The sequence below is a fragment of the Streptomyces coelicoflavus genome (assembly GCF_003112555.1).
Classification (GTDB): Bacteria; Actinomycetota; Actinomycetes; order Streptomycetales; family Streptomycetaceae; genus Streptomyces; species Streptomyces coelicoflavus.
In genome coordinates, this window is sequence record NZ_BEWB01000011.1 from 26,019 (window position 1) to 38,782 (window position 12,764).

Sequence of the window (12,764 nt, forward strand, 5' to 3'; positions counted from 1 at the left end):
CCTCCGGCCCGCCCGGGTGGTGGCGTCACGCCGCGGCCTCCGGCCCGCCGCCGTCCGGCGCCTGGTAGCGCAGCAGCAGCATCGCCGCGTCGTCGTGGTGGGGGCCCGCCGCGTGCCGTACGAGGTCCTCGCGCAGGGCGTCGAGGGCGCGGTGGGCGTCGGGGTCCTTCAGCAGGTGGGCGCGGTCGGCGAGCGGGTAGAAGTCGCCGCGCTCGTCGCGGGCCTCCGTGACGCCGTCGGTGTAGAGGAGCAGTTGGTCGCCCGGGAGGAAGGGCACCGGGAAGGGGTCGGGGCCGGGGCCGCCGTGCGCGGCGAGGCCCAGCGGGAGGGCGTGGGCGGGCGGCTCCGGGAAGTCGGCGGTGCCGTCGCCGTGGACGAGCAGCGGCGCGGGGTGGCCGTAGTTGAGGAGGACGGCGCGGTGGTCGTGGCCGATCTCGGCGAGGATGGCGGTGACGAACTTCTCGTCCTCCAGCTCCCGGGCGACGCTGCGCTCGAGCCGCTCCCCCAGTTTGACCAGGTCCTTCTCGTCGTACGCCGCCTCCCGGAAGGCCCCGAGCACACGGGCCGCGGTTTCCACGGCCGCGAGGCCCTTGCCCTGGACGTCGCCGACGATCACCCGGACGCCGTGCGGCGAGGCCACCACCTCGTACAGGTCGCCGCCGATCCGGGCCTCCGCGACCGCCGAGGTGTAGGAGACGGCCGCGTGCAGCGGGCCCGCGGTCAGCGGGACCGGGCGCAGCAGGACCCGCTGGGCCACCTCCGCGATCGAGCGCACGCTGGCCAGCTCGGCCTCGCGGCGCGAACGCATCACGGCCGCCGCGATGCCGACGCCGGTCACGCCGGCCACCGACATCATGGCGGTGTAGCCGCGGGGGCGGTCGAAGAGCCCGTTGTACATGCCGAGGCCGACACAGAGCAGGAGCGCGACCAGTCCGATCACCGCGGTGCGCCGCCAGCCGCCGACCAGTCCGGCGAAGGCGGGGCCCAGCGACACCAGGGGCAGCAGCCCCACCCCCGGTCCGGCCGTGACGTCCACGACGGCGACCACGGCCATGGCGGCGGCGGGCATCCAGGACAGCAGCACCGCGGAACCGGACGGCGTCTTCTCAACGGTCATGACTACTCCGGTGTCGCAGCGCTCAAGAGCCGCCCTCTCCCTGTCCTCAGGCGCCCTCCCCAGCCTCTCACCCTAGGCAAGGGGCGGAACGAACAGGAGTTTCCCGGCGCTCCTTAACCCAATCGAGGCCGAGCCGCAGCCGCCGCCCGCGTCGGCAGCAGCCCGCCGTCGGGCGCGTTGCGCCTGCTCACCACCGTCAGCGTGAGCGTCACCGTGAGCGAGGCGAGCGCCATCACGGTCATGGCCGTCGCCGGTGAGGTGAACTGGGCGACCGTGCCGGCCAGCGTCGCGGCGACGCCCTGCATGGTGAGCATCCCGGCGGAGTGCAGCCCGAGGGCGTGTCCGGAGAGGTCGTCGGGGGTCAGGGTCACCAGGCGCTCCTGCTGCACCAGGCTCGCGCCGAAGCCGACGGAGGCCAGGGCGACCAGTACGGCCGTCAGCGGCAGCGGCGGACGCAGGAACAGGACGAGGTACGGCGTGGCCAGCAGCACCAAGAGCGGGACGCCGAGGCGTGGGCGCAGCCGGACCGGGAGCAGCCGGCCGACGGTCACGTCCCCGGCGAGCATGCCCAGCGCGGCACAGGCGAACAGCGTGCCCGCGGCGCGGGGGTCGTAGGAGACGTACAGGGACTCGCAGCCGACGACGAGGCCGTTGGGGATCCACAGGGCCAGGTACACGTGGCGGCGCGGGCGGGCGGACCACAGGCGGGAGTTGGCACGCCAGGTGGCCCGTACGGAGGGGCGGCCCGCGGTGCGGGGCGGGCGCCGGGTCAGCCGCAGGGCGACGCAGGTGGCCGTGGCGTACAGACCGGCCGCGAGGAGCAGGCACAGGCGCGGTGCCAGCAGGGTCAGCAGGACGCCGCCGACCGCGTAACCGGCGATCTGGAGGACGCCGTTCATCATGTTGAAGAGCGAACGCCCGGTCAGGTAGCCGTCCTTGGCGAGGATCTCGGTCAGCAGCCCCCAGCGGACCCCGCCGCCGACGGAGGCGATCAGGCCCTTGACCAGGACGAGGGCGAGCATGCCCCACACCGGCAGGCCGGGCAGCGCGAGCGCCGCGGTGATGACGGCGAAGGCCGCCGAGAGGCCGGCCAGCGTGGCACGCGGGGGCAGCCGGTCGGCGCCGGAGAGGAAGAACATGGCGCCCAGCACCTGGGCGAGCGCGGGGCCGAACATGCTGAGCGCGGAGAGCAGCGGCGAGTCCGTCGCGCGGTACACCAGCGTGCCGAGGGCGAGGCCGCTCACCGTCTGGGCGGCGAGGTTGGCGGCGGAGGAGAGGAAGAGGGGGCTGAACTCCGGGGTGCGGAAGAGGTCCGCGTAGCTTCTGCGGCTGGTGTCGGGCATGCGGGGAGTGTGGGGCGCCCGCCGGACCGGCGGTTAATGTTTCGCGCGGACGCGAAAGGTGGCGGGAGGGGGCGGGCCATGGGCTGGTGGGAGGTCAACGCCGACACGCTCGCCCGGAGCCGTTTCGTCGTGTCGCCGCTCGACGAGACCCTCGCCTGTCTGAAGCTGCTGCACGCCGGGGTGGCCGCACATCCCGGCGAACGGGCGTGGCTCGACACCCACCGGCCCGCCCATCTGCGCCGGATGGCGGCCGACCCGGTGACCGCGCTGCTCGTCGACGCGGGTCTCGGCCGGGGCTGGAACGCCGACTTCCTCACCCCCGTCCCGGTCGAGGGCCTCAGCTTCGAGGAGGGCGTGGCGCGGATCCGGGCGGCCCGCCCCGACGAGGCCCGCGCCGGTCTGACGGTCTCCGTCGGAGGCCCGCTCCCGGCCGCCCTGGACCGCGACGACCTGCCGGAGCGGGCCGCGGCGCTGCTCGAGGAGGTCTGGGCGGAGGCGGTGCGGCCGGACTGGGACCGGCGCCGCCGGGTCCTGGAGGCGGACGTCGTCGCGCGGACCGCGCAGGTGAGCCGGGGCGGCTGGGCCACGGTGCTGGACGCCCTGCGGCCCGGCACCCGCTGGCTGGGCGACAACCGGCTCCAGATCAACCTGAGGCCGTACCCGCCGCGCGAGCTGTCCGGGGCGGAGCTGCTCCTCGTGCCGATCACCCCGCAGCGGCACGGCTGGGTGTCGTGGAAGGAGCCCGAGCGGTACGCGGTGGTCTACCCGTGCGCGGGCACCCTCGCGGACGACGGCGCCCGGCGCGTGCCCGCCGCACTCGGCGCGCTGCTCGGACCGGCCCGCGCGGCCGTGCTGACGCTGCTCGCCACCCCCATGAGCACCAGCCAGCTGGTCGGCGTGACCGGCCAGCGCCTCGGCTCGGTCGGCCGGCACCTGCGGGTGCTGCTCGACGCGGGACTGGTGGAGCGGCGGCGCGCGGGCCGGTCGGTGCTGTACTCGCGGACACCGGCCGGGGAGGTGCTCGTCGAGGCGGGCGGCGGGGGCCGTAGGGGGCCGGACTAGCATCCGGTGCATGACGACCTCACCGAACACGCGGAACGACGACAGCCTTCCCCTCGACGTCGAGATCGGCGCCCTCCAGGGCGGGACCGCAGACCTCTCCCAGTACGCGGGGCGGGTCGTGCTGGTGGTGAACGTGGCCTCCAAGTGCGGGCTCACCCCGCAGTACTCCGGCCTGGAGCGGCTGCACGAGCGGTACGCGGAGCAGGGGTTCACCGTGCTCGGCGTGCCCTGCAACCAGTTCATGGGCCAGGAGCCGGGCAGCGCCGACGAGATCGCCGAGTTCTGCTCGGCGACGTACGGCGTCACCTTCCCGATGACCGAGAAGGCGGAGGTCAACGGGGAGGGCCGGCACCCGCTGTACGACCGGCTGACCGGCTTCGCGGACGCCGAGGGGCACAGCGGGGACATCCGCTGGAACTTCGAGAAGTTCCTGATCGGCCGGGACGGGAAGGTCGCCGCCCGGTTCTCCCCGCAGACCGAGCCGGAGGCGGCCGAGGTCGTGGCGGCCGTCGAGGCGCGCCTCGCCGGTTGACCTTCCCCCTGGGGCAAGCCCGAGTGTCTGCGTCGCCGGGCGGAACAGCCGCCCGGTGACGGAGGATGACGACGTGGACGACGGCATGGGTGACGGCGTGAGCGAGGTGCACGGGGAGGCGTTGCTGACCATCGGCGCGTTCGCCGCGCGGGCCCGGCTGTCGGCCAAGGCACTGCGGCTGTACGACCGGCTGGGTCTGCTGGCGCCCGCCCACGTGGACGAGACCACGGGCTACCGCTACTACCACGCCGGGCAGGCCGAACACGCCCGGCTCGTGGCCCTGTTGCGCCGGCTGGACATGCCGCTCGCGCGGATCGCCGAGGTGGTCCACGCGGACGGCGACCGGGCCGCCGGTCTGCTCGACGTCTACTGGACGGACGTGGAGGCCCGGGTGGCCGCGCAGCGCACGCTCGTCGACTACCTCCGTGGACGGCTGACGGGAAGGGATTCCGACGTGTACGGAAAGTTCGTGGTCGAGACGGTGGACGTGCCGGAGCAGGTACTGATCAGCGAGACCCGGCACCTGCTGGCGGACGAGCTGCCGACGTGGATCGGTGCCTCACTGGGGCGTCTGGAGGAGGCGGCCCGGGACTGCGGGGGTGTGGCGGCGGCGCCGTTCGTCGTCTACCACGCCGACGTGTCGGCGGAGAGCGACGGTCCCGCCGAGTCCTGTGTGCCGGTCGCCGACGAGGCGGCGGCGCGGGCCTGGAGCCAGGAGCGGGGACGGGCCCGGCAGTCGCGGGTGCGGGTGGAGCCGGCCGGGCGGCTGGCCTACACGCGGATCGCCAAGGCCCAGGTGGAGTATCCGCAGATCCTGGCCGCCTTCGGGGCGGTGGAGGAGTGGGTCGCCGCGCAGGGCCTGACGGTGACGGGGCCGTGCCGCGAGGTGTACTTCGCCGACTGGGAGACGGCGGGCCCCGAGGACCCGGTGTGCGACGTGGCGTTCCCGGTGAGGTGACGTGAGGTGAGGTGACGGGTGCCCTCTCGGCAAGGTCGGCGAACTGGTCGAGAGGGCACTGCCGTCGGTACGGCCCGGTGACGCGCGGCGGCGCTACTCCTTGACCGAGGTCACGAAGGTGTTCCACGCGTCGGCGGGGAACGCGAGGACCGGGCCGCCGGTCACCTTGGAGTCGCGTACGGCGAGCGCCGCCACGACCGGTGACCGGACCTCGACGCACGCGCCGTTTCCTCCGGAGTAGGAGGACTTGGTCCACGATTCCTGGGCGCCCTGAAGAATTGCCATGTCTGCTCCGATGGCGAGTCGCGGGTGTGGTTCACGCCAATGACGTTTGATCTTTGGCGTGATCGACGCTACTCGCTGGCCTCCGCGGACGGAGCAGCCATTCACTCGACCGGATGACATGTTCCAGGCGAGTCTTCCAGTACATCGTGGCAGGGGTGTACTGTGCCGCACCGCTCAGCGTGCGTACTCCTTCGCCACGTCCTCGATGCGCTGCCGCGACTGCTCCACGTTCAGCGCCTGGGCCCGCAGATGCTCGTACATCACCGTGTACTTCTGCACGTCCGGCGCCTTCTCCAGGTACAGGTCGCTGGTCACGCCCTCGATGTACACCACGCTGGAGTCGGCCGTGTCGGCGAACTCCAGGATGGAGTACTGGCCGTTGATGCCGGGGTGCGCGCCGACGTCGAACGGCAGCACCTGCACGGTGATGTGCGGCAGCTGCGACATCTCGGCGACGTGTTCCAGCTGTTCCCGCATCACCTGCTTGCCGCCCACCACCCGGCGCAGGCTGGCCTCGTCGAGGACCACCCACAGCCGCAGCGGGTTGTGCTCGGCGGAGATGCGCTCCTGCCGCCGTATGCGGACCTGCACCCGTTTCTCCACGTCGGCGACCGACGTCTCGGGCAACGCGCCCTGGATGAGTGCCTCGGCGTAGGGGCGGGTCTGCAACAGGCCGGTGATGATCTGGGGTTCGTAGGTGCGCAGCGACTCGGCGTCGGTCTCGAGGCCGATGTACACGCTGTACGGGATGTCCCCGAAGGCGTGCCACCAGCCCTGCTGGCGCGAGTCCTTCGCCATCTGCATCAGCGAGTCGACGATCCGCTGGTCCTCGACCTCGTACACGCCGCACAGGTCGCGGACGTCGCGCTGGCTGATGCTGCGCCGCCCGTTCTCCAGGCGGCTGATCTTCGACTGGGAGACGAGCAGCCGCTCGGCGACCTCCTCGGCCGTCATGCCCTTCTGCTCGCGGAGCCGGCGCAGCTCCTGGCCCAGCCGACGCCGCCTTACGGTGGGATTGACACTCGACGCCACGGGACGTGCACCTCCGGCTGGGTGACTCGTACTTGCCACTTTGTGTATCTGCTGCTGAGCAGACTGCCACCAAGGTGCTTTGTACCGCTGGGAAACGGTCGATATGCGCCGCGTACACGCCAGTTCGGGGCACCACCCCCGCATGCGGCCGCGCGGGGCGGCGGAACCTTTCCGCAGTCCGGGTGGGCCGGACGTACGGTCGGTCCCGCCGCCCCGCGCGGACCTCTGCGGCTCCCGTGACCGGGCTTGGGGACTGGCGGTGCGGCGGTGCTGTGGTGCGGTCGTGCGGTGCGCCCGTCGGGCTAGTGGGCCACCGCCCGCGCCATGGATCCGTGGCGCGGCTGCGCCGGAACACCGCGGGCGGGTTCCGGGGCGGGCCTCGCCCCCGGTCCCGGGGCCTGGCGGCCGGCCGGGGCCGGACTGCGGCGTGGCTGTGCCGCAGCGCCGTTCTGGACGTCCATCACCGCGTGCGCCACCAGGCCGCCCATGGGGTCGTGCCGGATGAGGTCCCGCAGCCGGGACCGCGACGAGCGTCCTTCGTTGCCCGGGTAGAGGTGCTTGCCGAGTCCGACCGCGTGGGCCAGCGCGGCGAGCGCCGCGGTCCGCGGGTCCGGCGGTACGCCGGTGCGGATCGCCGAGTCCAGCCGGGCCTTGATCTCCCTGCTGATCGCCGTGTCCGTCGCCTGGTAGCGAGTCGTCGGCAGCACCCCGCACATCTGGCCCTCCACGGCATGCACCATGCCGCATCGCTCCAGATGCGAGAGATAGGTCTGGCGCAGCCCCAGGCGGGGTCCGCCAATCCAGTTGACCGCCCGTACCGGAGCGCCACGCCTTCGCAGCAACTCCAACGCGCAGTCCAGTGTTGGATCTCCTGTCGGCCGTGGGGCCACCACGGCGATACGATCCCCGTCTGGGGCTATCCGTCCGGCCAGCGCCAGCTCCACCAGCTGTGCTCCGGCCAGACCGAGGTCGAGCGACTGCGGCTGTGCGGTGGTACCCGTGGTCGGGTCCAACGCCAGCAGCAGAAGCTCCTCCGGAAGTGTTCTGCGGCTCCTGCCCATCCATGCCTCCCCGCGTGGATGACAGACAGGGTGACCCCTCTCACATTGGTCTGTCGAGGGTGCGTGACCGGTTCGTAGTGGAACCAGTAGGTATGTCGTTCTCGTCTACCGCGTGGGTTCCCCCCGTACCCAGGACACTGGTAGATGGTTTCGGTACGGGTTCGGTAGCGCGCACAGGTCGTGCGGCGCATGGAGGAGGCATCGGTGGCGGGCGAGTCCCCCGACAGGTCGAAGCAGCGCGAGTCGTCGGAAGAACCGACGTCGGGGAGCGCGGGTCCGGTTCCCGAAGCCAGGACCGGGGCGAGCGAGACGCGTGATCCGCGGCTGGCCGTGGCACGGGAGGACACGAAGCGCTCCTCGGGGTCCGCCGGGTCCGGTTCCGGTGGCGGCGTCGACACGGCGACCCGGGTGCTGTCGGTCCGCGAGCCGGAGCAGGAGGCGGAGACCTCCGGCGAGGACGACGCCGGGGCGTCCGCCGCCCCGGAGACGTCCGAGGCCGCCGGGGGCGACGACGCGGTGCCCGCCGCCGGGAACCACGGCCGGCTCAGGGACGCCGTCGCGGCCTGGGTGGCCACCGCGGACGAACGGGCCGCCGCCAACGCGCGGCTCGAGGACGAGCGGGACCCGGAGGAGCCCGCACGGGACGGCGGCAAGGACGCCACCGCGGGCACGGCGGCGTCCGGCGACGGCGCCTCCCGCACGGACTCGGACACGGACTCGGACACGGGCTCCGGGGCCGACGCGGCCTCCGGCACGGACGCGGGCTCGGCATCGGACGCCGACGCCGACGCGCCCGCCGACTCGGACGAGCCCTCGGCTCCCGGCGGGAACACCGACTCGGAGCCGGGCTCCGGCTCCGGCTCGGACGGCGACGCGGACTCGGTGTCCGGCTCCGCCTCGGGCAGGGACGCGGCTCCGGACACGGACCCGGAGTCGGTCCCCGGCTCCGACGCCGACGCACCCTCCGGCTCGGACGCGCCCTCGGCACCCGGCAGCGACACCGACTCGGGACCGGCCACGGACGCCGGCTCCGCTGCCGTCTCGGACTCGAACTCGGTGCCGGACTCCGGCTCCGACGCCGACGCTCCCCCGGCTCCGGACTCGGCACCCGGCAGGGACTCCGCCTCGGACCCGGCATCGGACTCCGGCTCCGACGCGGGCTCCGCGTCGGGCGGGGACAAGGAACCGGCCGCCGACGCGGGACCGGCCACGGCCGCCGGCTCCGCTGCCGTCTCGGGCTCGGACTCGGGCTCGGGCTCGGACTCGGGACCGGCCCCGGAACGGAAGCCGGGCCCGAAGCCCCGCCCTGAGCCGGACCCCGGCTCGGACGTGAAGCCGGACTCCGGACGGGACGGCGACGACGGCGACCGCGGCAGCGACGGCGGCCGTGGCACCGACGGTGACGACGGCGACCGCGGGGACAGCGCGCCGCCGGTGGATCAGCCCACCGCCGTGTTCAAGGCGCCGAAGCTGGACAAGCCCGCCGTGGACCAGCCGACGACCATGCTGAAGCTGGGGGACGCCGCCTCCGCCGCCGGGAAGGCCGGGCAGCAGGGCGACGCGCCCGCGCGGTCCGAGGGTGACGCCGAGCGGACCAGCAAGTTCGTGGCGCTGCGGAATCCGGACGACCCGGCGAACCGCAAGCCCCCGCAGGCCGCCCAGGCCACGGAGGCGCCCAAGGCCCCCTCCTCGGGGCCCAAGCCGCCGCAGGCGCCCCGTACCGGGGTCACCGCCGCCAGGCCGCACGTCGGTCCCGACCGGACCACCCAGCAGCCGCTGCCGCCCAAGCCGCCGCTGGACCTGCTGGCGGAGCTGACGAACACCCCGCCGCCCCCGGAGACGCCGCTGCGGACGACGGTGCGCCGGGTCAAGATCTGGACGCCGCTGGTCGCCCTGCTGGTGATCATCCTCGGCGTCGTGCAGTCCATGCGCCCGCTGCCCGCGCCGACCCTCGACCTCACGGCACAGGACAGCTTCACGTTCGACGGAGGCAAGCCGCAGATTCCGTGGCCCGAGAGCGGTCAGGCCGCGCTCGACGTGCAGGGCATCGGCTCGTTCGGCTCGTCCGGCGACCAGAAGCCGGTGCCGATCGCGAGCGTGGCCAAGGTCATGACCGCGTACGTCATCCTGCGCGACCACCCGCTCAAGAGCGGCGCCGAGGGTCCGAAGATCAAGATCGACCAGGCGGCGGAGGACCAGTCGGACGCGGGCGACGAGTCCACCGTCAACGTCTACGCCGGTGACTCGATCTCCCAGCGCGAGGCCCTCAAGGCCGTCCTGATCGCGTCCGCGAACAACGTGGCGCGCCTGCTGGCCCGCTGGGACGCCGGCTCGGAGAAGGCGTTCGTGGAGAAGATGAACACCGCCGCGAAGGACCTCGGCATGACCAACACGACGTACACCGACCCGTCGGGGCTGAACAACACGACGGTGAGCACGGCCGTGGACCAGGTGAAGCTGGCCAAGGCGGCGATGAAGTCGCCCGCCTTCCGCGAGGTCGCCGCGATGATGTCGTACAACGACTACAAGGGCGTCAACCACGGCAACTGGAACCATCTGGTCGGCCACAACGGCGTCGTCGGCATCAAGACCGGCACCACCACCTCCGCCCTCGGCAACCTCGTCTTCGCGGCGAAGAAGGAGGTCGGCGGGGAGACCCGGACCATCGTCGGGGCCGTGGTGCGCCAGCCTGACGTCGGCGGGGGCATCCTCGACGCCGCGCTGGACGCGAGCGACGAGCTGATCCGGGCCGCGCAGGACACCCTCCAGTCGTCGACGATCCTGAAGAAGGGGAGCGTCGTCGGGTACGTCGACGACGGCCTCGGCGGCCGTACGCCGGTCGTCGCCACGAAGGACGTCAAGGCCGTCGGCTGGGGCGGGCTGACCGTGAAGCTGACCTTCGACGCGGACGAGCTCCCGCACGCCGCGAAGGCCGGTACCAAGGTCGGCACCCTCACGGTCGGCGACGGCGGCACCAGCGGCGCCGTGAAGGTGCCGGTGGCGCTGCGGGACGACCTCGTCGAGCCCGGCCTCTCGGACAAGCTGACCCGCCTGGGCTGACGACCGGCCCGCCGGGCCGGAGCGACGCCCCCGTCCCCGACGCCCCCGCGGCCACCCGGCCGCGGGGGCGTCCGCTTCCGCCAGGACCGGGAGGGTCCCGAAACGGAGGAGGAAACTGTGCGGGGCCGCGTGCTAGCGTCACGAAACGGGGCAGTCGCCGGTCGTGGGAACGGGACACGGCCCAAAGCAGAAGACGGGACACGGGGAGTGCCTTCAGGTGGCCACTGCGGAGCCGACACGCGCCGACGACGCCGATCCGGGCCCGGGAGCCGGCCCGCGACCACGCGTACCCGAGCCCCGCAGGGACGACGGTGAACCCCGCCCTTCCGGGGACGGTCCTCCCGGGTCCGGGGCTTCCGGGTCCGGCTCTTCCGGGTCCCGGCCGGCCCGGCCCGAACCCGTCGGGCCGAAGGCGGAGTCGGCCGTGAACACCGCACTCATGGCCCTGCGCGAGCGCATGCTGCGCCACCCCGTGCTGTCCGTGACCGCCCTGGCCGGGGTGCTCCACATAGTGTGGTTCTTCACGTTCGCGAACAGCGGCGGCGACCTCGCGGCGCAGGACGCGTGGGCCGAGTTCGTCGGCCGGCACCCGGACTCGGCGTACAACCTCGCCTGGTACGGCGGCATGCACCCGGTGTCGTACAGCGTGATCTCGCCGTATCTGATGTCGGTGCTCGGCGTGCGCACGACGATGATGATCGCGGGGACGGTGTCGGCCGGGCTGCTGACGATGATCCTGATCCGCAGCCGGGTGGTCCGCAATCCGCTGTGGGCGTCGCTGGCGGGCCTGTTCGGGCTGCTGGCCAACGCGGTGTCGGGCCGGGTGACGTTCGGGCTCGGCATGATGTTCGGGCTCGGCGCGGTCGCCGCCGTGTTCTGCTGGCCCTACCGCTGGCGGCACGAGCGCTGGGCCAAGGGACTGTGCGCGGCGCCGCTGGCCGCCCTGTCGACCATGGCCTCGCCGGTCTCGGGACTGTTCGTGGGCCTGGTGGCGGTGGCCCTGTTCCTCCAGAAGCGCCGCCCGGGTGCCTGGTCGCTGGGCGTGGCGCCGAGCGTGGTCGTCGCGCTGTCGGCGGTGCTGTTCCCCTTCTCCGGCACGCAGCCGATGGGGTTCGGTTCGGCGGTGCTGCCGATCCTCTACGCGAGCCTGGTGTACTGGTTCGTGCCGCGCACCTGGACGACCGTGCGGATCACGTCGGCGGTCTACGGCCTGGCCGTGCTGCTGGTCTGGCTGATCAGCTCGCAGATCGGCTCCAACATCACCCGGCTGGCGATGCTCTTCGCCGGGGTGGCGCTGGTGGCGGCGTTGCCCTTCACGGTGCCGAAGTCGCGCAAGTGGTACGCGCTGGTGGTCTCGCTCGTCGGCTTCGCGGGCTGGATCGGCTTCAAGTCGGCCGACGACGCCATCCACACCCAGCCCGCCGCCTCCTGGGCGCGCGAGCTGGCGCCGCTCGTGAACGAGCTCCAGAAGGTCGGCGCGGAGCAGGGCCGGGTGGAGGCCGTGCCCGCCCGCTCCCACCGGGAGGCCTCGGCGCTCGCGCCGTACGTGAACCTGGCCCGCGGCTGGACCCGCCAGGCCGACATGGAGCGCAACCCGCTCTTCTACGACGACACGCTCAACTCGGCGAACTACCACGAGTGGCTGCGGCGCTGGGCGGTGCACTACGTGGTGCTGCCCAAGGGCGAACCGGACGGCGACGGCGGCAAGCGCGAGCGGGAGCTGCTGCAACGGGGCCTGCCGTATCTGAAGCAGGTGTGGGGGGACGCCAACTGGCAGCTGTTCAAGGTGACCGACCCGACGCCGCTGGCGGAGCCCGACGCGATCGTCCGGCGCGCCGAGCAGGACGAGTGGGTCATCGACGTGCAGGAGCCCGGACGCATCCTGGTCCGGATGCCGTACTCGCCCTGGCTCAGCCTCGTCGACGAGGAGGGCAACAAGCTGAAGCCGCCGCAGGAGACGGAGGCCTCCAAGAACGCCCCGGAGGGCACGCCGAAGACGTACGACAACGTCAACGGCTGTGTGACGGAGACCGAGGAGACCGCCGACGGCGACGTGTGGACGACGCTCGTCGCCCCCGAGGCGGGCACGTACCGGCTGTCGGCGCCGTACGGGCTGAAGCGGGGCACGCCGTGCCCCGACGAGCTGAAGTAGCGCACCGGGCGGCCTCTTCGGAGGCCGCCCCATTGTTCATGTAGGTGAACGGCAATCAGCAAGCCGAACCTTTTTACTTCCTCTTGACGTTCCGCTTCCTTGTCGTGCCCGCGTCGGCGCACTCACGATGAGCGGGCACTTCGCGGCCTGCCACGCCCTTAC

10 protein-coding genes are annotated in these 12,764 nt (G+C 73.0%); 5 read left to right on the forward strand and 5 right to left on the reverse strand.

Annotated elements, in window-relative coordinates:
• Positions 1–25 precede the first annotated feature (25 nt).
• Both Sco07f_RS25970 and Sco07f_RS25975 read right to left on the reverse strand, forming a co-directional pair.
• The gene (locus tag Sco07f_RS25970; protein WP_007388672.1) at positions 26–1,117 is read right to left on the reverse strand and encodes a PP2C family protein-serine/threonine phosphatase; all 1,092 of its coding nucleotides are present in this window, start codon (positions 1,115–1,117) and stop codon (positions 26–28) included.
• 113 nt (positions 1,118–1,230) lie between these two features.
• Positions 1,231–2,460, reverse strand: a complete 1,230-nt coding sequence (locus tag Sco07f_RS25975) for an MFS transporter (protein ID WP_108989350.1) — start codon at positions 2,458–2,460, stop codon at positions 1,231–1,233.
• 78 nt (positions 2,461–2,538) lie between these two features.
• Here Sco07f_RS25975 and Sco07f_RS25980 point away from each other — a divergent pair, with 78 nt between their 5' ends.
• From Sco07f_RS25980 to Sco07f_RS25990, 3 genes are all read left to right on the forward strand, one after another.
• The gene (locus tag Sco07f_RS25980) at positions 2,539–3,522 is read left to right on the forward strand and encodes an ArsR/SmtB family transcription factor (protein ID WP_108989351.1); all 984 of its coding nucleotides are present in this window, start codon (positions 2,539–2,541) and stop codon (positions 3,520–3,522) included.
• Positions 3,523–3,532: 10 nt separating this feature from the next.
• Positions 3,533–4,054: a glutathione peroxidase gene (locus Sco07f_RS25985; RefSeq protein ID WP_007388663.1), complete on the forward strand. Its 522-nt coding sequence runs from the start codon at positions 3,533–3,535 to the stop codon at positions 4,052–4,054.
• Between the two features lie 85 nt (positions 4,055–4,139).
• On the forward strand, positions 4,140–5,012 hold the full coding sequence (locus Sco07f_RS25990) for a MerR family transcriptional regulator (RefSeq protein ID WP_167468237.1): 873 nt from the start codon (positions 4,140–4,142) through the stop codon (positions 5,010–5,012).
• A gap of 93 nt (positions 5,013–5,105) precedes the next feature.
• On the opposite strand, the gene Sco07f_RS25995 is transcribed toward Sco07f_RS25990, so the two are convergent.
• From Sco07f_RS25995 to Sco07f_RS26005, 3 genes are all read right to left on the reverse strand, one after another.
• Entirely contained in the window at positions 5,106–5,297 is a 192-nt protein-coding gene (locus tag Sco07f_RS25995) for a DUF397 domain-containing protein (RefSeq protein WP_007388670.1), read from the reverse strand.
• A gap of 174 nt (positions 5,298–5,471) precedes the next feature.
• The gene (locus Sco07f_RS26000; RefSeq protein WP_007388669.1) at positions 5,472–6,329 is read right to left on the reverse strand and encodes a helix-turn-helix domain-containing protein; all 858 of its coding nucleotides are present in this window, start codon (positions 6,327–6,329) and stop codon (positions 5,472–5,474) included.
• A gap of 302 nt (positions 6,330–6,631) precedes the next feature.
• On the reverse strand, positions 6,632–7,390 hold the full coding sequence (locus Sco07f_RS26005; RefSeq protein ID WP_007388668.1) for a GOLPH3/VPS74 family protein: 759 nt from the start codon (positions 7,388–7,390) through the stop codon (positions 6,632–6,634).
• A gap of 189 nt (positions 7,391–7,579) precedes the next feature.
• Between Sco07f_RS26005 and Sco07f_RS41365 the strand changes: the two genes are divergently transcribed.
• Together Sco07f_RS41365 and Sco07f_RS26015 are read left to right on the forward strand one after the other, a co-directional pair.
• Positions 7,580–10,450, forward strand: a complete 2,871-nt coding sequence (locus Sco07f_RS41365) for a D-alanyl-D-alanine carboxypeptidase (protein ID WP_244942149.1) — start codon at positions 7,580–7,582, stop codon at positions 10,448–10,450.
• A 217-nt stretch (positions 10,451–10,667) separates the two neighbouring features.
• Positions 10,668–12,602, forward strand: a complete 1,935-nt coding sequence (locus Sco07f_RS26015; RefSeq protein ID WP_108989353.1) for a DUF8823 domain-containing protein — start codon at positions 10,668–10,670, stop codon at positions 12,600–12,602.
• Positions 12,603–12,764: the final 162 nt, after the last annotated feature.